Raw genomic sequence first — 24,361 nt, 5'->3', positions numbered from 1 at the left:
AATCAGTCGCAGTTCACGTCGTTGTAGACGTTGAACGGCTCGCCAGCGGCGACGTTGATGTTGGTAGCGGCCGGGCACTCGGAGGCGAGCACCGCGTCGTAGGAGCCGATGGACCAGGTGTCAGCCTTGTCCGGGGTCTGAGCGTTGTCCACGTCGCCCGCGCCGTAGGCCAGGAAGCCCCAGGTGGCGTCGTCGCCGTAGATGCCGGCGTCGGTCTTGCCGCTCATGTCGGCGTGAGCCTCAGGGCCCCAGTTGGCGGAGGGCAGCGCCTGCACCACGAAGAAGGCGGGGAAGCTGGCGCCGAAGCGGAAGATGTCCGGGCCGATACAGGTGTCGTTGTTGTTCACGGCGGGCTGCTGGTTGGCGCGGCTCTCCGTGCTGGAGCAGCTGTTCTCCAGGTGGTAGCTGTAGCGGTTGCCACGCTCGGGGGCGAAGCCGGTCGCGCGGATGGTGAGCGGCGGCTTGCGCTGCTGGGTGCGCAGACCCGTGAAGAGCGACTTCAGGTTGCCGTGGACCTCGGACTGACGGGCGCGGGCCTGGAAGCGGATGAAGTTCGGGATCGCGATGGCCGCGAGGATGCCAATGATCGCCACCACGATCATGAGCTCGATGAGGGTAAAGCCGGCGTGCTGACGGCGCTGCGTCATGGAACTGCTCCTTCTTGTTGGGGAGGCACTGCGAAGGAAGCATAAAGCAATGGGCGGGCCACATGCGAATTCGCGCCGCGCCCACGGGATTGCGCGGGGTTGGCTCAAGCCCCTGGGGCCGTCAGCGACGAACCTGGGCACCCGGTGACATATTTGGGCATCTCGAGCCCTTTCGCCGCAGTGCGCGATCCACGCTCGCCTGCTCAGCGCAAGTCTCTTTATGATCGCGCACAGCCCCCAGACTCTGCGTATGGCTGCTCGTACCCGCAATGGCAGAAGCGCACTTCTGCAACAGGGTGAGGCCATGTCCGAACTTCACTCACATTTCTGGGATTTCGCCTAAAACGGGAAAAAACTGCTTGCCTGTCTCCGCTGAAAAGCGAAAATTGCGGATGGGCTGTGAAGTATTATTCGGGGTTCGGACAGAGGGGCGTGAGCTCAGGAGTGCCCTGGGTTGCGCTTACATCGCCGACTGCGAGTGAATCCTTCGCTGCCTTGAAGACGTACTGGGATGCCAAGCACTTTGTACTTTCGACTATCAAGCCGTGGGGGATGTTCCGTATGAAACTCAAAGGCGTATTGGGAGCGTCGCTGGTGTTGGCCACAGTCCTGGCCAGCGCCTGCGGCCGGGAAGAAAGCGCGCCCAAACCCGAGCCGACCCCGGCGGCGGTGCGCACGACACGACAGGAAGCCCGGAGCGACTACAACAAGGTGCTCATCCTGGGCAGCTCCGTCAACGGAGGCGTCAACAGCCCCGAGGCCCAGACGGTCCTGGCTTACCGGCCCGACGCGCAGATCACCATAGTGACGCCTGAGCAGTGGGCGTTGATGTCGGCCAACGAATTCAGCCAGTACCACCTGATCATCATCGGTGATCCCGGGTGCGTGACGGGCACGGCGCCGTTCCAGGCGGCCATCGAGAACCGCGATGTGTGGGGTCCGGTGGTCGACAGCGAGGTGGTCATCGTCGGCGCGAGCACCAACGCTGGGGGCTCTCAGCCGCTGCAGCAGGCCGGCATCCACCAGGCGCTCGACAACGGTGTGCAGCTCTACACCAGCATGTACATCTCGCTGGGCTGCGCCTACCAGAACGCCCCGCCCAACACGGCGGTGGAGGTTCTGGAGCCGTTCGGCACCTTCAAGGTGCGGGGCCTGTCGACGTGCGCGGACTCCGGTCACCGGTTCGTGACGTTCCCCTCGCAGCTGTTCTCGGACCAGCTCTTCGATATGGCGCTGACGGGCGCTGACGGCTGCGCGACGCGCACGGTGTTCACCGAGTACCCGGTCCGCAACCTGACGGCCACGGTGCTCGCGACGGACATCAGTGGCTCGAACCCCATTCCGGGCGGGCGGAGCTACCAGGACTACGACGAGGGGCTGGTCTACGAGGGTACCCCCTATGTCTTCGTCCGCAACGTCAGCGCGGTGGGCGCGGGCTGCGGCGGCGACTCCATGAACGTGCCGGACGGTGAGGAGTGCGACCTGGGCGACGGTTTCAACGGTCAGCGCGGCGATATCTGCTCGTTCTCGTGCCGCATGGACTGGTGCGGTGACGGCGTCCTGAACGCGGGCGAGGAGTGCGACAACGGCAACGGCAACCAGCGCACCCCGCAGGGCGACATCATCAACGGCAACTGCTCCGCGTTCTGCAAGGTGGTCGACGTGCCGAACACCAACCCGCCGCCGGTGGCGCTGTGCCGCAACGTGACGGAGACGGTGACCAATCAGTGCGGCATGAACGCCGACATCAACAACGGCTCCTACGATCCGGGAGGCGAGCCTGTCACCTGCACGCAGACCGCGGCGGGCCCGTACAACATTGGCAACACGACGGTGACCCTGACCTGCTCGGATAGCAGTGGCCAGCAGGCCTCGTGCACGGGCGTGGTGACGATCAAGGACGGCGTGAAGCCGGTGGTGACGATCGCCGGCCTGAATCCCCAGCCGGTCGAGTGCAACCGCAATGGCGTGTACACCAGCGGCTTCGAGCCGAACCCGGCCGCCACGGCCAACGACATGTGCTCGGGCACGGTGCCTGTCTCCAAGAGTGGCACGGTGAACATGGCGGCGATTGGCGCGTACCAGCGGATCTACACCGCAACGGACGCGGCTGGAAACGTGGGCACGGCCACGCGCACGGTCAACGTGGCTGACACGCTGAAGCCTGTCGTCACCACGCCGACCACGGTCACTCCCCTGGAGTGCAAGATGTCCACGTACACCGATGTGCCCCCGACGGCGAGCGACCAGTGCGCTGGCACGGTGCCGGTGACGACCGCTGGCGCGGTGAACGTCAACGCTGTGGGCACCTACCCGCTGACCTACACCGCGCGGGATCCGGCGGGCAACGTCTCCGATCCGAAGGTGCGCACTGTGACGGTGCGCGACTCGCGCGCGCCCAGCGTGACGCTCAACGGCCCGGCGAACGTGCCGGTGGAGTGCAACGATCCCGCGTTCGCGGATCCGGGTGCGACGGGCTCCGACGTCTGCGCCGGGATCGTTCCGGCCACGCCGATTCAGGCTGTCAGCGTGGGCACGCCGGGCACCTACACCGTCAGCTACCAGGCGGTGGATCCCTCGGGCAACATCGGCGTGTCGGGCGGCTCCCGCACGTTTGTGGTGAGCGACACGCTGCCGCCGGTGCTGACGATGAACGGCGCGGCGAGCATTCCCCTGGAGTGCGCCAATCCGTTCACGGATCCGGGCGCCACGGCGAATGACCAGTGCGCGGGCAACGTGGCCGTGACGACCACGGGCTCGGTGAACAACCGCGTGCTGGGCGCGCAGACGCTGACCTACAGCGCCAACGATGGGCGCGGGCACACCGCCTCGGCGACGCGCACGGTGAACGTGCGCGACACGCAGGCGCCGACCATCACCATCACTGGTTCGCTGACCCCGCCGCCGGTGGAGTGCGGTGGTGGCTACACGGATCCGGGCGCCACGGCGAACGACGCGTGCGCTGGGGCGCTGCCGACGGTGGCGGAGCCTCCGGTCAACCAGGGTGCTCCGGGCAATTACAACGTCCGCTATCGCGCGACCGACCCGTCGGGCAACACCACGCTGTCCACGAGCAGCCGCGCGGTGACGGTGCAGGACACGCTGGCTCCGGTGCTGACGCTCAACGGTTCGGCCACCATGGGCCTGGAGTGCGCCACGGCCTACACCGAGCAGGGTGCCACGGCGAACGACCAGTGCGCGGGTAACCTGAACGTGACGATCAGCGGCACGGTGGACAACCACCAGCTGACCACCCAGACGGTGACCTACTCGGCGAATGATGGCAGCGGCCACACGGCCACGAAGACGCGCGCCGTGACGGTGCGCGACACGCTGGCCCCGGCTATTACCCTCAACGGCCCGCTGAACCTGCCGGTGGAGTGCGGTGACCCCACCTACGCGGATCCGGGTGCCACGGCGAACGACGCGTGCGCCGGGGCGCTCCCGGCCGTGCCGGAGCCGCCGGCCAACCCGAACCTGCCGGGCAACTACGTGGTGCGCTACCGCGCGACCGACCCGTCGGGCAACAGCGCGCTGTCCACCACCGGCCGCACGGTGACGGTGAGCGACACGCTGCCGCCCACGCTGCAGCTGGCGGGCGCCAATCCCCAGCAGGTGGAGTGCGGTACGGCTTGGGCCGATCCGGGCTCCGCGGCCAGCGACCAGTGCGCCGGTGTGCTGACGCCCACGGTCTCCGGTGGCGTGAACCACCTGGTGCCCAATGACTACCCCATCACCTACACGGTGAGCGACGGCCACGGCCACACGGTGACGGCGAACCGCGCGGTGAACGTGCGTGACACGCTGCCGCCCTCCATCACCGTCAACGGTCCGGCCAACGACTCGTTCGCCTGCGGCGCCACCTACACGGATCCGGGCGCCTCGGCGACGGACGCGTGCGACACCAACGTGCAGGTCATCGCGACGCAGAGCGGCAACACGACCACGCCGGGCACCTTCACCATTACCTACAAGGCGCGGGATGCGGCGGGTCATGAGGTAACGTCGCCGGTGCAGCGCACGGTGACGGTGAGCGATGACGCTCCGCCCACCCTGGTGCTGCTGGGCAATGCCTCGCAGGTGCTGGAGTGCCCCACACCCTTCAACGATGAGGGCGCCACGGCCAACGACGCGTGCTACGGCGACGTGACCAACCGCATCCAGGTGACGGGCAGCGTCACCGCGGGCACGCCGGGCACCTACCCGCTGACCTACACCGTGACGGATCCGTCGGGCCAGAGCGCTCCGGCGGTCACCCGCACGGTGACGGTGCAGGACACGCAGCGTCCGCAGGTGACGGTCATCGGCGAGCTGGACATCCCGGTGGAGTGCGGCTCCGGCACCTTCACGGATCCGGGCGCCACGGCCAGCGACGCGTGCGCCGGGACCCTGCCGGCGGTGCCGAGCACCACGGCCAACCCGGGCGCTCCTGGCACCTACGCCATCAGCTACACGGCGACGGACCCCTCCGGCAACGTGGGCACCTCCAACACCAGCCGCACGGTGCGCGTGATTGACTCCATCGCACCGCAGATTGCTCTCACCGGCGGGAACATGACGCTGGAGTGCGCCTCGCCCTGGAACGATCCGGGCGCGACGGCCAGCGACCAGTGCGCGGGCAACCTGGCAGTGACGGCCAGCGGCACGGTGAACAACCGGCAGCTCGGTCCGCAGGCCATCACCTACACGGCCACCGACGGCACCAACCAGGCGACGGTGTCGCGCACGGTGACGGTGAACGACACGCTGCCGCCCACCCTGGCGCTCAATGGCCCTGCGAACGACACGTTCGCCTGCGGCGTCAACTACGTGGACCCGGGCGCGACGGCCACGGACGCGTGCGACACGAACGTGGTGGTGACCGCGACGCAGACGGGCAACCCGGATGAGCCGGGCACCTTCATCATCACCTACTCGGCGCGTGACGCGTCCAACAACGTGGTCGCCTCGCCGGTGACGCGCACGGTGACGGTGGGCGACGACGCTCCGCCGACCCTGGTGCTGGTGGGCTCCCCCACGCCGTCGCTCGAGTGCGGCACGCCGTTCAACGATCCGGGCGCCACGGCCAACGACGTGTGCTTCGGTGACGTGACGGGCAGCATCCAAGTGGCTGGCAGCGTCAACAGCGGCACGCCGGGCAGCTACCCGCTGACCTATACCGTGACGGATCCGTCGGGCCAGAGCGCGACGCCGGTCACCCGTACGGTGAGCGTGCAGGACACGCTGGCTCCGGCCATTACGGTGCTCGGCTCGCTCAACCAGCAGCTGCAGTGCGACCACTCGCCGTACGCCGATCCTGGCGCCACGGCCACGGACGCCTGCGCGGGCAACCTGACGGGCTCCATCCAGCGCGTCGGTGGCGTGAACACGGGCGCGGCGGGCTCCTACACCCTCACGTACCGGGTGACCGACCCGTCGGGCAACACGGCGACGTCCGGTGACGTCCGCACGGTGACGGTGGTGGACAACCTGCCTCCCACCATCACGCTGCAGGGCGGCACCCCGGCCGCGCACGAGTGCGGCTCTCCGTTCGCCGACCCTGGCGCCACGGCCAACGACGCGTGCGCCGGCGACCTGACGGCCAACATCAACCGCACGGGCTCGGTGGACGGCAACGTCATCGGCCAGTACCCCCTGAACTACACCGTGACCGACCCGTCCGGCCTCACCGCGAACACGCAGCGCGTGGTGAACGTGAACGACACGCTGGCGCCGCAGCTGACCCTGGTCGGCCAGGCCAACCAGCTGGTCGAGTGCGGTCCGGGCTACCAGGATCCGGGCGCCACGGCGACGGACGCGTGCGCGGGCAACCTGGACGGGCAGATCCAGGTGTCCGGCGCGGCCAACAGCCAGGCGGTGGGCAACTACACGGTCAGCTACTCGGTGACGGACGGCGCGGGCAACACCGCGGGCCCGCTCACCCGCAACGTGCAGGTGCGTGACACGCAGGCCCCGGTCATCACGGTCAACGGCGCGCTGGACCAGCAGTTCGACTGCGGCTCGGCCTACGTGGATCCGGGTGCGACGGCCAGCGACGTGTGCGCGGGTGCGGTGCCGGTGACTGCCACGCAGAACGGCAACGCGAACCAGCCGGGCACCTTCACCATCAGCTACACGGCGACGGACCCGTCCAACAACACGGTCACCTCGCCGGTGACGCGCACGGTGCACGTGAACGACAACCTGCCGCCGACGCTGGCCCTGGTGGGCCCGGGCACGCAGCGGCTGGAGTGCGGCTCGTCCTTCGCGGATCAGGGTGCGACGGCCAACGACGCGTGCTTCGGCGACCTGACGTCCGCCATCACCGTCACGGGCTCGGTGAACACGGGTGTTGCTCCGCGCGACTACACGCTGTTCTACAACGTGACGGACGGCGCCGGTAACAGCGCCCCGTCCGTGAGCCGCACCATCGAGGTGCGTGACACGCTGGCTCCGTCCATCACGGTCACGGGCCCGACGAACACCACCTACGAGTGCGGCAGCACCTACGCGGATCCGGGCGCCACCGCCACGGACGCCTGCGCGGGCAACCTGACGTCCGCCATCGTGGCCACGCAGACGCCGGACCCGAACGCTCCGGCCAACTTCATCGTGACGTACAGCGTGACGGATCCGTCCGGCAACACCACGGTGTCTCCGGTCACCCGCACGGTGACGATGAACGACAACCTGCCGCCCACCATCGCGCTGAATGGCCCGGCCGTTCAGAGCCTGGAGTGCGCGCCCACCCCGTACAACGACCTGGGCGCCACGGCGAACGACTCGTGCGTGGGTCCGGTGCCGGTGACTGTCGTGGGCTCGGTGGACATGACCCGCAATGGCACGTACACGCTGACGTACACGGCGCGTGACACGGTGGGCAACGTCTCTCCGTCGGTCAGCCGCACGGTGAACATCAGCGACACCACGCCGCCGGCCATCACGCTCAACGGCTCGAACGCGGTCACCCTGGAGTGCAAGAGGGACACGTACACGGAGCTGGGCGCCACCGGTCTGGACATCTGCTCCGGTGAGGCCACCGTCTCGGTGTCGGGTACCGTCGACACGGAGCACACTGGGTTCTACCTGGTGCGCTACACGGCGACGGATGCCAGCGGCAACACCAACCAGACGGTCCGCAACGTGAACGTGGGCGACACCCTGCCGCCCACCATCGCGCTCAACGGGCCCAACCCGCTCATCATGGAGTGCGCCACGCCGTTCAACGACCCGGGCGCCACGGCGAGCGACCTCTGCCAGGGCAACGTGTCTGACACGGTCTTCTTGGAGTTCAACGGCGTGAACAACATGGTGACCAACTACGGCAACAACCCTGGCGTCACGGACCCGTACAAGGTCCGCTACCAGGCGAACGATCACCTCGGTCACTACGTCACCCTGGAGCGCGACGTGCGCGTGCAGGACACCCGGGGCCCGGTGCTCTCGGTGACGGGCGCGCCGGTCTCGGAGATCGAGTGCGGCAGCCAGCCGGACCTGGGTGTCGTCGCCACGGACGCCTGCTACGGCAACGTCACGGTCACGGCCTCTCCGGCCCAGCTGCCCCACGTGCCGGGCGAGTACAACGTGACGTACACGGCCACGGATCCGGCGGGTAACACCACGGTCGGCACGGACCTGCGTCACTTCTCGGTGGTGGACACCACGCTCCCGGAGCTCTCCGTCAACGGCCCCGAGGTGATGTACTACGAGTGCACGGGCCACGCGATCGGCAACGTGTGGAGCAACCCGGGCGCCAGCGCCACGGACACGTGCGAGGGCGTGCTCCAGGTTCACTCGTACAACTCGGGTGACGACGACGGCGACGGCATCCCGGGCTCCGAGGATCCGGATGACTTCGGGCCTGGCCCGACGACGGAGGTCGAGGGTCTCTACTACGTGCAGTACATGGCGTGGGACCAGAGCTACAACATCCAGCAGCGCATCCTGTCCGTCTACGTGCAGGACACGCTGCCTCCGGTCCTCATCCTGAACGGTGCGGAGACGGTCCAGACGCAGTGCTTCTTCCCGACGGACGATCCCACGGACAGCGACGAAGAGGTGGACGTGGACCCGAACCCGTACATCGACCAGGGTGCCACGGGTGATGACCAGTGCTACGGCGACGTGACGCCGCTGGTGCAGACGTTCAGCACCGTCGACAAGCAGTCGCCCGGCCGCTACCAGGTCGAGTACCAGGTGCGCGACGGCGCCTTTAACTGGGCGATGCCGATCACCCGCACGGTGCAGGTCATCGACAACCAGGCGCCGAAGCTGAAGATGAACCCGCCCATCAAGGTGTTCCCGGCCGATCTGAGCATGCGCCGGGTGGACCTGACCGAGTGCGGCCTGGCCTGGGATCGCTGCGAGGGCTACATGGACATCATGGACGTGCGCCAGATGAACGTGGTCAGCAACGAGCCGGCGGCCAACGGCGACGCGGGCGACATCCAGTTCGACCCGGACAGCGGCACGTTCTACGTGAAGGCCAAGCGCAACACGAACAACACGCAGCGCGTGTACACGGCGACCTGGAGGAACTACGACGCGTCGGGCAACTTCGTGAACGGCACGTGCAAGGTCTACGTGCCGGTCAACGCGAACGACCCGGCTCCGTCGGCGCTCCAGAGCGGCACGGACATCACCGCGCGCCGCTAAGCCGCCGCAAGGTGTGAAGTGCTAGACGGCCGGTGTCCCTCAGGGGGCGCCGGCCGTCGTATTTTTCCAGGACGCTTGAAGGCGCTGGGGGCGTCTTACCCGTCAGGGCTCCCGCTGCGCGGGCGAGTGCGATACACAGGAAGCGGGTGGGGGCACTACCCAGGAGAAGAGCGCAACCATGAGGGTTCACCCGCGCGCCGCGTCCTTGCTGCCGTTGCTCCTTCTGGTGCTGCTGTCGCCGGTGCTGGGAGCAGCGGCCTCGGTGGCCGAGCCCCGCCTGGCGTCGTGCTCGCCGGCGCCCATCCGGGTGACGAACTTCGCGAAGCTGGGCTCCGAGGTGGAGGAACTGGCGGTGGTGGGCTCCACCCTCTTCTTCGCCTCTCGCGATCCGGTCGGCGGTACGGCGCTGTGGAAGGCCGAGCAGACGAACAACACCGTGGTGCCCACGCAGCTGCGCTCGTGGCCGGGGAGCTTGATCCTTGACCGGCTCATCGCCGCCGATGGCGTGCTGTACTTCTTCTTGAACGAGGGCGTCCGCGTCTCGCTGTGGACCTCCGATGGGACGAGTGCGAACACCACGCAGATCGCGGCCTTCGACAACGTCATTACTTTCGAAGAGAACGATGCCGCCGTCATGGGCCGCACGCTGTTCTTCGTGGCGAGCACGAGCGCTGCGGGCTTCGAGTTGTGGAAGAGCAATGGAACCGCGGCGGGCACGCAGCTCGTCAAGGACATCCACCCGGGACCGCTGGACTCCTATCCGTCACAGCTGACGGTGGTGGGCAACACGCTGTACTTCAAGGCGGATGACGGCTCTTCCCCCGGCGCTCATGGCATCGAGCTGTGGAAGAGCGATGGTGTGCCGAACGGTTCGGGCACTCAGTTGGTGGCGGACATCCTGCCTGGGACAGGCTCCAGCGATCCCGACTCGCTGACGGTCATGGGTGGCAGCAAGCTCTTCTTCACCGCGACCTCGGGAGGCGGGAAGGAGATCTGGACCCTGGATGGGGCGGGCCTGCGGATCTTCGCGAGCGATGCGTGGTTGGGCAACGGCCACATGCCGCCGCAAGAGCTCACCGCCGTGGGCGACACGCTCTTCTTCCACATGTCCAACACCGAGCACGGTGACGAGCTGTGGAAGAGCGATGGGACGGTGGGGGGCACGCAGCTTGTCCGGGAGCTCCAGGCGGGGGGAGGGAACGCCTCTCCCGAGAAGCTCACGGCGGTGGGCGGAACGCTGTTCTTCATGGCGAACGACGGCCAATCGGGCCGCGAGCTCTGGAAGACGGATGGGACGAGCGCGGGGACGGTGCTGGCGAAGGATTTTGTCAACGGCTCGAGCAACCCGCCCGGGGGCGAGGAGCTGGCCGTCGGTCCTGGGGTGCTGCTGGTGGCCATCAACGACAACCGCGTGGGCCAGGAGCTGTGGAAGGTGAACCGGGCTGGCGCGGAGCAGCTGACGGACATCGTCCCGATGAGCGGCAGCTCGAATCCGACGGAGATGACGCTTGCGGGCGGCATGGTCTTCTTCGCGGCCACGTATCCCGCCGAGGGCCAGGAGCTCTTCGCGCTCCCGCTGAATCAGGTGGACTGTCAGCCCCCGCAGGTGGCGTGTCCCGGCAACCTGCGCGTCGAGGCGCTCAGCTCGAGTGGAGCCTCCCTCTTCCTCCCGGTTCCGAAGCTGCTCAGCGAGGATGACTCGTTCACGCCGCTCACGGTGACGTACGATCCAGCTCAAAGCTCCGAACCCTTCCCGATCGGCATGACGTCCGTGGAGATCACCGTGAGGGATGCGGCCGGCAACCCCGCGGAGTGCCCGGTCAACGTGACCGTGGAGGACACGACACCGCCCGCGCTGGTGTGCCCGCAGCGGTTGGTGCAGGAGGCGGCGGGACCGGATGGCACGAGTGTCTTCTTCCCCGTGAAGGCGCTGGATGCCGTCACCGCGTCGCCCTCGGTGGGCTTCAGCCGCCCCTCTGGCTCCGTCTTCCAACTGGGACGGGAGGAGGAGATCACCGCCACGGCGACGGACGCACGGGGCAACACCGGGATGTGCACCTTCAAGGTCCTCGTGAAGGACACCGTGCCACCCCGGATCTCCTGTCCGCAGCCCGTGGTGCGCGTGGCCATGAGCGCCGATCCTGTTCCCATCTCCTATCCGCCACCCGTGGTGGAGGACACGGTGGGCGTGAAGGAGGTGCTCACGGATCGCGTCTCGGGGAGCTTGTTCAACGTGGGGGTGACCACCGTCACCCTCACCGCGGTGGACGCCTCGAACAACACGTCAAGCTGCTCCTTCACCGTGTACAACCAGGACACGGTCGCTCCTTCCATCATCTGCCCAGGGCCGCAGCAGGTGGTGGCCACGAGCGACGAAGGCGCGGCGGTGCTCTTCCCCGATGCGACGGCGAAGGACCAGTTCACCCCACCCACGGTGACCTACTCGCAGGAGCCGGGCAGCACCTTCCCTGTGGGAGAGACGGTGGTGACCGCCACGGCGCGCGACATCGGCGGCAACGAGGTGAGCTGCACCTTCCCCGTGACCGTGCTGGAGCAGCCGGGAGGATGTGGCTGCCAGTCCGGCTCGGCCAGCGCGAGTGTCTTCTGGCTGGTGCTGGCGCTGTTGCCCCTGTGGGCTCGGCGGCGGACCGCTAGACTGGCTCGGTGAGCCCCTCCCTCGATTCCTACCGCGCCGAGTTCCCCGTCCTGGAGAAGCAGCTGTACTTCAACCACGCGGGGGTATCTCCCACGAGCCTGCGTGCGGCAGCGGCCGTGCGCGAGTGGATGGACGATGTGGTGCAGTACGGCGTGAAGCACGAGCGCCAGTGGGAGGCTCACACCGAGCACACCCGGAAGCTGGCGGCGCGGCTGATCAACGCGGCGCCGGAGGAGATTGCCTTCGTGCGCAACACCAGCCACGGGCTGGGGCTGGTGGCCGAGGGGCTCGACTGGCGGCCGGGGGACGAGGTGGCGGTGGCCACGTCGCTCGAGTACCCCTCCAACGTCTACCCGTGGCTGCACCTGAAGGATCGCGGCGTGGAGGTGCGGGAGATTGCCGCGACCGAGGGCGGGGTGACGCCGGAGGCGGTGGCCGCGGCCCTGACGCCGCGCACGCGGCTGGTGGCGGTCAGCTCGGTGCAGTACGCGAGCGGCTACCAGACGGACCTGGAGGCGGTGGGGACGCTGTGCGAGCGCGCTGGGGTGCTGCTGTGCGTGGACGGCATCCAGAGCGTGGGATGCGTGCCGGTGGACGTGAAGCGCTGCAAGATTCACTTCCTCAGCGCGGACAGCCACAAGTGGATGCTGGGCATCTCTGGCGCGGGCTTCCTGTACGTGGCGCGCGAGGTGCTGCCCCGACTGCGGCCGGTGCTGGTGGGGTGGCGCAGCACCACGGACGCGTGGAACTTCCACCGCGCGCACTTCGAGCTGCGCTCGGACGCGCTGAAGCTGGAGGAGGGCAGCCAGGCGTACACGGGCGTCTATGCGCTCTCGGCGGCGCTGGAGCTGCTGCTGGAGGTGGGCGCCGAGCGCATCGCGGCCCGCATCCGCGAGCTGCTGACGTTGCTGGACGGGGAGCTGAAGGCACTGGGCTGGGACACGGGGCCCGCACCCGAGCACCGTGCGGGCATCCTCACGTTCCTGCCGGGCGCGGAGGATCCCCGGGCGCTGTATGTCTGGCTGTCCGAGCGGAACGTGTCGCTCTCGCTGCGCCGGGGCCGCCTGCGTGTGTCTCCGCACTTCTACAACCGTCCGGAGGAACTCGAGCGGCTCGTCCGGATGGCGCGCGACTTCAAGAAGAGCTGAGATCGCCCTGAGGCTGGGGGGCAGTGGCTCGCGAGCGCTCCCACCACCCGAAGAGCCACATGCCGGCGAACATGGAGGCGACGAAGAGCAGCACCGTGCCCGTCCCCCCGGCAAGCGAGACCAGGACGGGGCCCGGGCAGTAGCCCGAGAGCCCCCAGCCCACCCCGAACAGTGCGGCCCCGCCGAGCAGTCGCCGGTCGAGCTGAGTGTGGGAGACATTCGGGAAGGCGGGAGCCAGCACAGGAGTCTTCCGGCGGCGGATGAGCCAGGAGAGCGGGGCGTGCACGGCCAGCGCTCCGCCCATCACGAAGGCCAGGGTGGGATTCCAGCTCCCGGTGACGTCCAGGAAACCCTGTACTCGGGCCGGGTCTGTCATCCCTCCCAGGCCGAGCCCGAACGCGAAGAGCAGGCCGGCCACACCCGCGGTCCACAGCGCGCTCATGACTCACCTCCAAGGACATGGCGCACCAGGAAGACGGTGGCGGCGCCGGTGGCCATGAAGGTCAGCGTCGCCGCGATCGAGCGCCGGGCACCTCGGGAGATGCCACACACGCCATGGCCGCTGGTGCAGCCGTTGCCGAGGCGGGTGCCGAAGCCTACCAGGAGCCCTGCGGCGGCCACCCAGGCCGGCCCTGTCACGACGGGCGCCCCGAGCACCTGAGGCCAGAGCAGGCGCAGCACGAAGCCTCCGCCCACGAGCCCCAGGAGGAAGGTGATGCGCCATGCCAGCTCGGCGCGGGTGCGCTGGGAGAGGAGGCCGCCGGCAATCCCGCTGATCCCGGCGATGCGTCCGTTGAAGAGCAGGAGGAGCGAGGCACTCAGTCCGATGAGCGCTCCGCCCACGAGGGCAACGAGGAAGGGGTGCATGGGAGAACCTCAGGGCGAAGTCGTGGAGCTGTCAACGACGCGCTCGGGAGGAACAGGGGGCTCGGAGCGCTGGGCGCGCAGCCAGCGCTTGAGCACGGATGGCAGTCCCGCCAGGGCGAGCACTGCCACCGAGAGTCCACCGGCCAGCGCGGCGGCGCGCGTGGACGGGAGATGGAACAGGCTGGACAGCTCGCGCACGAGGATGAACACGCCGAGCGCCACGATGAAGAAGGCAAAGCCTCGGCGTAGGAGTTCGGGAGAGAGTCCCCGGCCCAGCCGTGCGCCGAGCAGCGAGCCGAGGATGGAGGCCACGGACATGCCGCCCGCAAGCGCCCAGTCCACAGGCGCACCGGCCAGGGCCGCGCTGAGCAGTCCCGAGGCGGAGTTGAGCGCGATGACGAGCAGCGAGGTGGCCACTGCCTGCGGCATGGCCAGTCCTCCAAAGAGGGCCAGCGCGGGCACCACCATGAAGCCGCCTCCAGCGCCCACCAGCCCTGTCAGCAGGCCGACGCCGAAGCCGTTGCGCAGCACGGCGGACAGGCGCCGCCGAGCGGGGGCTTCGGAAGAGAGGGCGAGGACCGGGCGCCGGCGCAGCATGGCGATGGCCGTGGCGAGCACCATGCCCGCGAAGGCCACCAACAGCAGCGAGGGAGGGACGAACTTTCCAAGCCGTCCACCCCCCGCCGCGCCCAGCATGCCTGCCGCGCCGAAGAGCAGCCCCGTCCGCCATTCCACGCGGCCCGCTCGGGCATGCGAGAGCATGCCGGCCGCGCTCGTCACCCCTACCACCACCAGGGAGGTGGCGATGGCTCCGCGCGGATCCACACCGAGCACGTAGACGAGAATGGGCACCGTCAGGATAGAGCCTCCTCCTCCGAGCAGTCCCAGGGAGAGGCCGGCCACCAGCGAGAGCGCGGCGCCCAGCACGAGCAGGCTCATGAGGGCGGTACCTCACGGTGCTCGAGGAGCGAAATCAGATCCCGCATCCGGCGCAGCGTGCGATCGATGGCCTCCTCGGGGAGCCCATCCGCGCGGGCCCTCGAACCCAGTCGCTCGATGGCCTGGAACAGCGACGCACGTTCCGGATGGGAGAAGGCAGACAGCTTCTCGAACAGGCTCTCACACGGAGGAGAGGGGAGCGCCCCATAGAGCTCGCGCGTCGCGACGCACAAGGCGTCCCGGGCGTGGCCCGCGCTGACGCGGGGGGGCACACCGGGGCCTTCCACGGTGAGCCCCGCCTCGTTTACCGCGAGCATCCCTCCCTCCAGATTGTAGAGCGAGGTGAAGCCCTGCTCCGCCAGCAACCGCGCCGCTTTCATGGAGCGCGCACCCGAGCGGCAGATGAGCAGCAGTGGCACGTCGCGAGGCCATGGAACGGTGGCATCCAGCAGGGTGGCCAGCGGGACCAGCTCGGAGCCTGGCAGGCGCCCGAGGAGTCCGTCGAACTCCGCCGGCTCCCGCACGTCGATGCGGCGGGCCGAGGGCGGTAGGGTTCCCAGTTCCTGTGGACGGATAGGGTAGATCCAGGTGGAAGACATGGCAGCCTCCTCAGCCCCTCTTGCAGGAGCGGGACAGCGAGGGTGGTACGGCGGCTCAGGCCTGAGGAGCCGAGGAAGTGAGGCCGCAGGCGCGGTTGGCGGGCACGGCGATGTCGATCATCTTCGGAGGCGCGAGGTTCAGCCCGTCCATGAGCTGGATGAAGGCAGCGCGGTCCTTACCGGCCAGCCGTGGGTTGAAGCGCTTCTCCTCGTCGATGCTCGTCACCGTGCGGCCCTTGTAGTCGTGGCCGGGGTACACGAGCGTCTCGTCCGGCAGGGCGAAGAGCACCTGGGTGATGGAATCGTAGAGCTGCCCCGCATTGCCGTTCTGGAAGTCGGTGCGGCCGGTGCCTCGCACCAGGAGCGCGTCTCCGGTGAAGACCCGGTCACCCAGCAGGTAGCTCACGCTGTCGTCCGTGTGGCCCGGCGTCGCGAGCACCTGGAAGGTGAGCGCGCCCACGTGGACCTCGTCACCGTGCTTCGCGTGGACGTTCGCGCAGGAGGCACCGCCCGCGCCGGCCACCACCTGGCAACGGGTCCGCTCGCGCAGCTGGCCCGAAGCCGTGACGTGGTCAGCGTGCACGTGCGTCTCCATCACGTGCGTGAGCTTCAGTCCCAGCTCCTGCACCAGGGTGAGGTCGCGCTCGGTCTGCTCGAGCACGGGATCGATCAAGAGGGCCTGCCGGGAGGCGGGGTCGGCAATCAAGTAGGTGTACGTCGAGGACTCGGCATCGAACAGCTGGCGGAAGATCATGAAGGCATCCCTCCTGCGTGGACACCATTGCCAGCCTCGTGCCAGAGCCAGCTGACCCTTGGCGCAGGAGGAGATTCGAAGGGTGATAGCCCGGGCCACCGTTGCTGAAACGTTGCGTGAAACGTTTCAGCGCGCAGGCGCCGCTCCGGACTCACGAAGCCGCCGCCAGAGTGTCACGCGGCTGATGCCCAGCAGGGAGGCGGCGCGCGCCCGGTTGCCCCGCGTCTGTGCCAGCGCCCGGTGGATGTCCTCGAGGCCAATCTCCTGTGGCAGATCGGGCCCGGAGATAGCGCTCTCGGGAGAGAGGGGCAGGCGCACGGGCCGGGCCTGCTCGTTGAACTCAGGGGGGAGCTCGGCCTCGGTGAGCGTGGGGCCCTCGCCCATGACGTGGGCGTACTCCATCACGTTGCGCAGCTCACGCACGTTACCGGGCCATGGGTACTCCTGGAGCTGGCGCCGGGCACGGGCAGAGAGGCGCAAAACCTGCCGGCCTCCGCGCGCGTTGAGCTCGGCCAGGAAGCGCTCGGCCAAGGGGAGGATGTCGCCCGGCCGCTCCCGGAGAGCAGGCAGGAAGATAGGTACGACTCGCAGCCGGTACATGAGGTCCGCGCGGAAGCGACCCTGTTCTACCTCTCGTCGCAGGGCCCGGTGGGTGGCCGCGACGATGCGCACGTCCACGGAGACGGGCTCCCGGCCGCCCACGGGAATGACAGTGCGCGTCTCCAGCACGCGCAGCAGCTTGGCCTGCAGCTCCAAGGGCAGCTCCGCTACCTCGTCCAGGAAGAGGGTGCCTCCCTGGGCCAGCCGGAAGTGGCCGGGGCTGTCCCGGACGGCTCCGGTGAAGGCACCGCGCACGTGGCCAAACAGCTCACTCTCCAGGAGGGTGGGGGAGAGCGCGGCGCAGTTGATGGCGCGGAAGGGGCCCCGGGCCCGGGCCGAGAGCGTGTGCAAGGCGGTGGCCACCAGCTCCTTGCCGGAGCCGCTCTCTCCTCGGACGAGGACGCTGGCTTCCGTGCGCGCGGCCTTCTCGATGATGCGGAAGAGCCGCCGCATGCGCAGATCTTGCGTCCACAGGCCGTGGAAGAGCTCCTCGCGGCTGTTGGGGTCGACGTGGCAGGGTGCCAGGTGGACGGCCCAGCCCATGGGGCGGCTGCCCTCCGTGAGCGCCGTGGCGCGCACCCGGAGTGGCCGGGACTTCGCGGAGCCACCGGGGTCCGCCAAGGTGAGGATCGCGTCGCGCTGGGTGCGGAGCGCCGACCGGATCTCCTCCTCCTTGCTCGTGAAGGCCTCGTGGAAGCTGCCACCGGGGGACAGTCGCTCCTCGGTGAGGAGCCGTGCGTCGGCTCCCAGGGCGAGCACCCGGCCCTGAGAGTCCAGCAGCACGGTGGGACCTGCGAACGCCTCGAGTGCTCGCAGGGACTGTCGCAAGGCCTCCGCGGGGATGGGCGGGGGCTTCGGGGTCGTCGCCTTCATGACAGCAGTCATAGCCCGGAGCACGAGTGCGTGCGTTGCGAAGATGTTGCATGAGCGTTTCAAGCAACGTTTCACACGAAGCCCTGCTGTTCGGCGATGGGCCCACCCATGGAGTTGCTCCCAAGGGGATACGCGGTGGCACGCAGCATGCTTTGGGGAGCAGGAGAGAAGGACCCTCGGAGAACCCAGGTGAAGGAGAGCCCCATGGAGAACCGACCGACCCCCCAGGCCCCCGCTGCGCTGCTGGTGAGGGCGCCCACGCGCGAGCGCTACCGCGTCGTCCTCATTGGCGGAGGGACGGCGGGCATCACCGTGGCGGCGAGGCTCCGGCGCCAGGGGGTGACGGACATGGCCATCATCGAGCCCTCGCAGAAGCACTACTACCAGCCGCTGTGGACGCTGGTGGGAGCAGGGGCGGCGCGCGCGGAGGACAGCGTGCGGGACGAGGCGGACTTCATCCCCGAGGGCGTGCGGTGGATCCGCGAGCGCGCCGAAGAGGTGGATCCAGTGGCGCGCGAGGTGCTCACGGCGTCTGGCCTGCGTGTGGGCTACGACGTGCTGGTGGTGGCGCCGGGCATCCAGCTGGACTGGGACAAGGTGCGCGGGCTGCGTGAGGCGTTGAAGACGCCGCATGTCTCCAGCAACTACGACTTCGCGTTGGCGCCGAAGACGTGGGAGCTCATCCAGAAGTTCGATGGGGGCACGGCGCTCTTCACTCACCCGGCCACGCCGGTGAAGTGCGCGGGGGCGCCGCAGAAGATCATGTATCTGGCGGCGGACCACTGGCGGCGCACGGGGAAGCTGGAGCGCACGAAGATCCTCTTCGGCTCGGGGGGCAAGGCCATCTTCGGCGTGAAGCCGTTCGCCGAGGTGCTCAATGGGGTGGTGGCGCGCTACGGCATCGACACCCGCTTCCAGCACAACCTCGTGGAGGTGCGCGGAGACAAGCGCGAGGCCGTCTTCGAGGTGTCACGCGAAGATGGGGGGAGGGCAGAGACGGTCATCCCGTACGACTTGCTGCACGTGACGCCGCCGCAGAGTGCACCCGACTTCATCCAGCGCAGCCCGCTCGCGTGGCGGGAGGGCCCGAGCAAGGGCTGGGTGAAGGCGGACAAGTACACGCTGCAGCATCCAGATTACCCGGAGGTGTTCGCGCTGGGTGACGCGTCGGACCTGCCCACCTCGCGCACGGGGGCGGCCATCCGCAAGCAGGCGCCGGTGCTGGTGGAGAACCTGCTGGCGGTGCTGGCGGGCCACAAGCCCGAGGCGCGTTATGACGGCTACGCCTCGTGCCCGCTCACCACCGGCTACGGCAAGCTGCTGCTCGCCGAGTTCGACTACGACGGCAAGCCCACGCCCAGCTTTCCGCTCATCAACACCCTTCAGGAGCGGCGCGACATGTGGCTGATGAAGAAGTACGGCCTGCCGCGCTTCTACTGGGGGCTGATGCTGCGCGGGCGCGCGTGAGGCGCCCGCCCAGGCTTAGAACAGGTTCTCGATGGAGAGGTAGCGCTCGCCCGTGTCGTAGCAGAAGGTGAGCACTCGGCTGCCGTCGGGGATCTCCGCCAGCTTCCGGTTCACCGCCGCCAGCGCCGCGCCCGAGGAGATGCCCACGAAGATGCCCTCCTCCTTCGCCGAGCGGCGGGCGAAGTCGAACGCCTCCTCCTCGGGGATGGCGATTGCCCCATCAATGGCCTCCACGTGCAGGTTCTTCGGGATGAAGCCCGCGCCGATGCCCTGGATGGGGTGCGGCCCCGGCTGCCCACCGCTGATCACCGCCGACTTGACCGGCTCCACCGCGAACACCTTCAGCTTGGGCCAGGCCTTCTTCAGCTCCTCGGCGCACGCGGTGATGTGGCCGCCCGTGCCCACGCCCGTGATGAGGTAGTCCAGCCCCTCGGGGAAGTCCTGGAGGATCTCCTTCGCCGTGGTGCGCTTGTGCACCGCGATGTTGGCCTCGTTCTCGAACTGCTGCGGCATCCACGCGTTGGGCGTCTGCGCCACCAGCTCCTGCGCGCGGGCAATGGCCCCCTTCATGCCGCCGGCCCGAGGCGTCAGCTCCAGCTGCGCGCCGTACGCCGCCATCAGCCGGCGTCGCTCCAGGCTCATGGACTCGGGCATGACCAGGATGAGCTTGTAGCCCTTCACCGCCGCCACCATCGCCAGGCCAATGCCCGTGTTGCCCGAGGTCGGCTCGATGATGACGCTGTCCTTCTTGAGGATGCCGCGTTGCTCGGCGTCCTCAATCATGGCCAGGCCAATGCGGTCCTTGATGCTGCCACCCGGGTTGGCGCGCTCCAGCTTGATGTAGACCTCGACACGCGAGGGGAAGAGCCGGTTGACCTTCACGTGAGGAGTGTTGCCAATGGTCTGCAGGATGTTGGCTGCCTTCATTGCGGATGGGCCTCGCGGGTTAGGGAACTGCGCGGTGGTTCAGATGTGGAATTCGATCTCGCCCAGGTCCACGTCGGAGACGCGGTGGCGGACCTCGGTGCGGCGGGTGACGATGGACTGGGGCGGCACGCTCTGGGTGAGCCACGCGTTGCCGGCGATGACGGTGCCCCAGCCCACCACGGTGTCTCCGCCCAGGATGGTGGCGTTGGCGTACACCACCACCTCGTTCTCCAGCGTGGGGTGCCGCTTCTTGTTGGACAGGTTCTTCTCCACCACGAGCGCGCCCAGCGTCACGCCCTGGTAGATCTTCACCCCATCTCCGATCACCGTCGTCTCGCCAATCACCACACCCGTGCCGTGGTCGATGACGAAGCGCCGGCCGATGGTGGCGCCCGGGTGGATGTCCACGCCGGTGCGCTGGTGGGCGAACTCGGTGAGCAGGCGGGGCAGCAGCGGCATGCCCAGCGTGTGCAGCGCATGCGCCACGCGGAAGATGGCGATGGCGTAGAAGCCCGGGTAGGTGAGGATGACTTCATCCACGCTGCGCGCGGCGGGGTCGGCCTTGTGGATGGACTCCGCGTCCTGCTGCAGCCACGCGTAGATCTCCGGCAACTGCTCCATGAAGCGCCGCGGGAGGGTGGGGTCCACTTCCGGGTAGAGCGGCGCCAGCAGCGACTGCAGCCGGACGAGGTGGGCCTCCACCGCCATCACGTCTCGCTTCACGGCGGACGGGTGGCACTCCAACTGGTCGGCGAAGTGGGGGAACAGCAGCCCCAGCACCTTCTGGACGAACTCCGGCGCGGCGGTGCGGATGTCCGGGGGGAAGCACTGGCGCTGGCGGCTCTCCAGCAGCACCGCGAGCAGCTTGTCGTGGGGGGCGTCCATGGAGGTGCGGCACCTTAGCCCAGGAGGGCGGGGGTTGGCGGAGGTTTTTCCAGTATAACGGATGGGCCTCCGCCCCGCTTGTTTCCACTACAGGCGCCTACTCCCTCTCAAAGAGAGCCCTCAGGCGCCGATTTCGAGGACGGCGCGGTAGCGCACCTCGTTGCGAGCCACGCGGCTGATGGCTTGGTTGACCTGGTCCAGAGGGAAGCGCTCGGTCTGCGCCTTCACGCCGTGGCGAGCGGCCACCTGGAGCATCTCGCGCAGGCCGGCGGTGTTGCCGGTGTTGCTGGCGGAGATGCGCTTGTTGCCGGAGATGAGGGAGAAGACGGGGACGCTCAGGTTGGAGGGAGGCGCGCCCACGAAGCACAGGTTGCCATAGGGGCGCAGGGCGGACACGTAGTCCAGCCAGGGCAGGTCCGCGTTCACGGTGGAGAGGATGAAGTCGAACGAGCTGGCCAGCTTCTTGATCGCCTCGGGGTTTTGGGTGGCCACGAAGTGGTGAGCGCCCATGCGCTTGGCCTCGGCCTCCTTGTCCGCAGAGGTGGAGAAGGCCGTCACCTCGGAACCAAAGGCCCGGGCGAACTGCAGCGCCATGTGGCCCAGGCCGCCAATGCCGATGATGCCCACCCGGTGCTGCGGCCCGAGCTGCTGGGCGCGCATGGGCGAGAACACGGTGATGCCACCACACAGCAGCGGCGCGGCGCTCTCCGAGGAGAGGTTGTCCGGCACGGGGATGGCGAAGTGGCTGTTGACGCGGATGAACTCGGCGAAGCCGCCGTGGCGGCCCACGCACGTGGGAGCGGCCCGGACGCAGAGGTTCTCCTCGCCGCGCGAGCACCACTCACACTCGCCACACGAGTCCGACTGCCAGCCAATGCCCACGCGCTGGCCCGGCTTGAGCTGCGTCACGCCCGAGCCCACCTGATGAACGGTGCCAATGACTTCGTGGCCCGGCACCAGCGGGAAACTGCTCATGCCCCAGTCATCCTTCACCAGGTGAAGATCGCTGTGGCACACGCCGCAGTGGGAGATCTTCACCTCCACCTCGTGCGCCGCGAGCGGCTTGGGATCGAACGAGAACGGCTCCAGGGGCTTGCCCTTTCCCAGGGCGGCGAAGGCTTTGATGGTCATGGGCGCCCTTCCTAACGCACTCCTCCGGGACTCGCCGCACGAAGTGGAGTGCAGGATGCCCGATGGGGAAGGTGCCTCAGGTCTTGCGACCCACGTGCGCTCGGGAACAGGATCGGCCATGTCCTTCGCTCCTTCCTACTCCCACGGCACCAGCAGCACCCCGCTCTTGGGGGAGACGATTGGCCAGAACCTCCGACGGACCGTGGAACAGCATGGGGACCGGGAGGCCCTCGTCGTTCGCTCCCAGAACTTCCGCGCCACGTACCGGCAGCTCTGGGAGTTGACCTCGCAGGTGGCCCGGGGGCTGCTGGCGTTCGGCGTGGCGAAGGGGGACCGCGTGGGCATCTGGTCTCCCAACCGCTTCGAGTGGGTGGTGACGCAGTACGCGGCGGCACGCATCGGCGCCATCCTGGTGAACCTCAACCCCGCATATAAGACAGCGGAGCTGGAGTACGCGCTGCGCCAGTCCGGCACGAGCGTGCTGCTGCTCGCCCGCGCCTTCCGGCAGAGCGACTACCGGAAGATGCTGGAGGAGGTGCGCTCCAAGTGTCCGGAGCTGCGGGTGGCGCTGGTGCTGGACGACGACTGGGAGCTGCTGCTCTCCAATGGGGCGAAGGTGAGCGAGCGCACGCTGACGGACCGCGAGGACTCGCTCCAGTTCGATGACCCGATCAACATCCAGTACACGTCCGGCACCACGGGCTTCCCCAAGGGTGCCACGCTGTCGCACCACAACGTGCTCAACAACGGGTTCTTTGTTGGGGAGATGGTGGGCTACAGCGCGGAGGATCGGGTATGCATCCCCGTGCCGTTCTACCACTGCTTCGGGATGGTGATGGGCAACCTGGCGTGCACCTCTCATGGCTCATGCATGGTCATCCCCGCGGAGGCGTTCGACCCGCTGGCAGTGCTCGAGACGGTGCAGGCCGAGCGCTGCACCTCGCTGTACGGGGTGCCCACCATGTTCATCGCGGAGCTGGATCACCCGCGCTTCGGCGAGTTCGAGCTGACGTCGCTGCGCACTGGCATCATGGCGGGCTCGCCCTGCCCGGTGGAGGTGATGAAGAAGGTGCAGTCGCGGATGAACATGCGCGAGGTCACCATCTGCTACGGCATGACGGAGACCTCGCCAGTGTCCACGCAGAGCTCGCTGGATGATCCGCTGGACCGGCGCGTGTCCACCGTGGGCCGCGTTCACCCTCACATCGAGGTGAAGATCGTGGACGCCGAGACGGGCGCGGTGGTGCCGCGCGGCACGCCGGGCGAGCTGTGCACGCGGGGCTACAGCGTGATGCTCGGGTACTGGAACAACGTGGAGGCCACTCGGAGCTCCGTCGACATGGCCGGGTGGATGCACACCGGGGATTTGGCCACCATGGACGCGGACGGGTACGTGAAGATCGTCGGACGCATCAAGGACATGATCATCCGCGGTGGAGAGAACGTGTACCCGCGAGAGATCGAGGAGTTCCTCCACACCCACCCGGGCGTGAGCGAGGCCCAAGTCATCGGCGTGCCGAGCGAGAAGTATGGCGAAGAGGTGATGGCCTGGGTGAAGGCGAAGCCGGGCGTGAAGCTGGCGGAGGCCGAGCTGGTGACCTTCTGCACGGGGAAGATCTCCACCTTCAAGATCCCGCGCTACTGGAAGTTCGTGGAGGAATTCCCCATGACCGTGACGGGGAAGGTGCAGAAGTTCCGGATGCGCGAGCTGTCCGTGGCCGAGCTGGGCCTTCAGGCCGCCGCAGCCATCAAGACCGCTTGAGCGCGGTCTTCTTCTTCGCCGCCGGGGCCTTCTTCTTCGCGGGCGCCTTCTTCGCCGCCGGGGCCTTCTTCGCCGCAGCCTTCTTGGCGCCCGAGGGCTTCTTCTTCTTCGCGGCCGCGCGCTGGGCTGCCTCGACGGCGCGGCGCGCCCAGGGCAGCAGCTCCCGGGCGTCATCGGCCGCATCGGCGGGAGGCGTGAAGTAGGGCATGGCGACCGGAGGCTTGCCCTTGCCGTTGTCGTAGACCCACTGCGTGCAGCCGGCCGCCTCGAAGGCGGGGCGCGTGAGCTCGTCGGTCTTCAGATAGAACCGGCCGTCGACGATGAGCCCGAACATCCGCCCGCCGTAAGAGAAGCCCCACCCACCGAACATGAAGCGCGTTTGTACGGCCCCCAGAGGCTCCAGCAACTCCAGGGTGTACTGCGTATAGCTGTCCATCTGTGGCATGCCCCGCTCCCTCCGCTGTTCAAGGTC

16 protein-coding genes and 1 pseudogene are annotated in these 24,361 nt (G+C 68.3%); 5 read left to right on the top strand and 12 right to left on the bottom strand.

The features are described from left to right. Window positions 1-2: 2 nt before the first annotated feature. Window positions 3-548 carry a pilin gene (locus DB31_RS40080; RefSeq protein WP_420806745.1) on the bottom strand — a complete coding sequence of 182 codons (546 nt, stop codon included), beginning with the start codon at window positions 546-548 and terminating at the stop codon, window positions 3-5. A 2-nt stretch (window positions 549-550) separates the two neighbouring features. After that, a pseudogene (locus DB31_RS51745) lies at window positions 551-647 on the bottom strand (prepilin-type N-terminal cleavage/methylation domain-containing protein); the annotation flags it as partial. A gap of 561 nt (window positions 648-1,208) precedes the next feature. Here DB31_RS51745 and DB31_RS45705 point away from each other — a divergent pair. The 3 genes from DB31_RS45705 (at window position 1,209) to DB31_RS40065 (ending at window position 13,085) form a co-directional block, all read left to right on the top strand. Then, window positions 1,209-9,281 (top strand): immunoglobulin-like domain-containing protein, encoded by an 8,073-nt coding sequence (locus DB31_RS45705; RefSeq protein ID WP_169787158.1) that lies wholly within the window; start codon window positions 1,209-1,211, stop codon window positions 9,279-9,281. A gap of 178 nt (window positions 9,282-9,459) precedes the next feature. Then, on the top strand, window positions 9,460-11,949 hold the full coding sequence (locus DB31_RS45700; RefSeq protein WP_052420622.1) for an ELWxxDGT repeat protein: 2,490 nt from the start codon (window positions 9,460-9,462) through the stop codon (window positions 11,947-11,949). Further along, the gene (locus DB31_RS40065; RefSeq protein WP_044198290.1) at window positions 11,946-13,085 is read left to right on the top strand and encodes an aminotransferase class V-fold PLP-dependent enzyme; all 1,140 of its coding nucleotides are present in this window, start codon (window positions 11,946-11,948) and stop codon (window positions 13,083-13,085) included. Before DB31_RS45700 ends, DB31_RS40065 begins: the two co-directional genes overlap by 4 nt. Here DB31_RS40065 and DB31_RS40060 read toward each other — a convergent pair. The 6 genes from DB31_RS40060 to DB31_RS40035 all read right to left on the bottom strand — a co-directional run bounded on the left by DB31_RS40060 (window position 13,072) and on the right by DB31_RS40035 (window position 17,717). After that, window positions 13,072-13,527 (bottom strand): DUF6691 family protein, encoded by a 456-nt coding sequence (locus DB31_RS40060; RefSeq protein ID WP_044198287.1) that lies wholly within the window; start codon window positions 13,525-13,527, stop codon window positions 13,072-13,074. The genes DB31_RS40065 and DB31_RS40060 overlap by 14 nt on opposite strands. Continuing rightward, window positions 13,524-13,952 (bottom strand): YeeE/YedE family protein, encoded by a 429-nt coding sequence (locus DB31_RS40055; RefSeq protein WP_044198284.1) that lies wholly within the window; start codon window positions 13,950-13,952, stop codon window positions 13,524-13,526. Before DB31_RS40055 ends, DB31_RS40060 begins: the two co-directional genes overlap by 4 nt. A gap of 9 nt (window positions 13,953-13,961) precedes the next feature. Next, entirely contained in the window at window positions 13,962-14,891 is a 930-nt protein-coding gene (locus tag DB31_RS40050) for a sulfite exporter TauE/SafE family protein (protein WP_044198282.1), read from the bottom strand. Then, window positions 14,888-15,490: a rhodanese-like domain-containing protein gene (locus DB31_RS46130; protein WP_044198280.1), complete on the bottom strand. Its 603-nt coding sequence runs from the start codon at window positions 15,488-15,490 to the stop codon at window positions 14,888-14,890. Before DB31_RS46130 ends, DB31_RS40050 begins: the two co-directional genes overlap by 4 nt. 55 nt (window positions 15,491-15,545) lie before the next feature. Beyond that, complete coding sequence (locus tag DB31_RS40040; protein ID WP_044198278.1) at window positions 15,546-16,244, bottom strand: MBL fold metallo-hydrolase; 699 nt, start codon at window positions 16,242-16,244, stop codon at window positions 15,546-15,548. Between the two features lie 126 nt (window positions 16,245-16,370). Further along, a complete protein-coding gene (locus DB31_RS40035; RefSeq protein WP_044198276.1) occupies window positions 16,371-17,717 on the bottom strand; it encodes a sigma-54 interaction domain-containing protein in 1,347 nt (448 codons plus the stop codon). A 204-nt stretch (window positions 17,718-17,921) separates the two neighbouring features. On the opposite strand from DB31_RS40035, the gene DB31_RS40030 reads away from it, so the two are divergent. Beyond that, a complete protein-coding gene (locus DB31_RS40030) occupies window positions 17,922-19,184 on the top strand; it encodes an NAD(P)/FAD-dependent oxidoreductase (RefSeq protein WP_083969179.1) in 1,263 nt (420 codons plus the stop codon). Between the two features lie 15 nt (window positions 19,185-19,199). Here the strand turns inward: DB31_RS40030 and cysK are convergent, their stop codons facing one another. From cysK to DB31_RS40015, 3 genes are all read right to left on the bottom strand, one after another. Next, a complete protein-coding gene (cysK, locus tag DB31_RS40025) occupies window positions 19,200-20,111 on the bottom strand; it encodes a cysteine synthase A (RefSeq protein ID WP_044198274.1) in 912 nt (303 codons plus the stop codon). A 39-nt stretch (window positions 20,112-20,150) separates the two neighbouring features. Then, complete coding sequence (gene epsC / locus DB31_RS40020) at window positions 20,151-20,996, bottom strand: serine O-acetyltransferase EpsC (protein ID WP_044198272.1); 846 nt, start codon at window positions 20,994-20,996, stop codon at window positions 20,151-20,153. A 120-nt stretch (window positions 20,997-21,116) separates the two neighbouring features. Then, entirely contained in the window at window positions 21,117-22,127 is a 1,011-nt protein-coding gene (locus tag DB31_RS40015; RefSeq protein WP_044198270.1) for an NAD(P)-dependent alcohol dehydrogenase, read from the bottom strand. A gap of 118 nt (window positions 22,128-22,245) precedes the next feature. On the opposite strand from DB31_RS40015, the gene DB31_RS40010 reads away from it, so the two are divergent. After that, window positions 22,246-23,889 carry an AMP-binding protein gene (locus DB31_RS40010; RefSeq protein WP_044198267.1) on the top strand — a complete coding sequence of 548 codons (1,644 nt, stop codon included), beginning with the start codon at window positions 22,246-22,248 and terminating at the stop codon, window positions 23,887-23,889. Here DB31_RS40010 and DB31_RS40005 read toward each other — a convergent pair. Further along, window positions 23,876-24,334, bottom strand: coding sequence for a TfoX/Sxy family protein (locus tag DB31_RS40005; protein WP_044198266.1), 459 nt, complete (start codon window positions 24,332-24,334; stop codon window positions 23,876-23,878). The two genes, DB31_RS40010 and DB31_RS40005, sit on opposite strands and share 14 nt — an antisense overlap. Between the last annotated feature and the right edge of the window lie 27 nt (window positions 24,335-24,361).

This window comes from Hyalangium minutum (assembly GCF_000737315.1).
Lineage (GTDB): Bacteria > Myxococcota > Myxococcia > Myxococcales > Myxococcaceae > Hyalangium > Hyalangium minutum.
The sequence above is the reverse complement of the archived record's forward strand: the minus strand, read 5'-3'. Positions and strand labels throughout refer to the sequence as shown.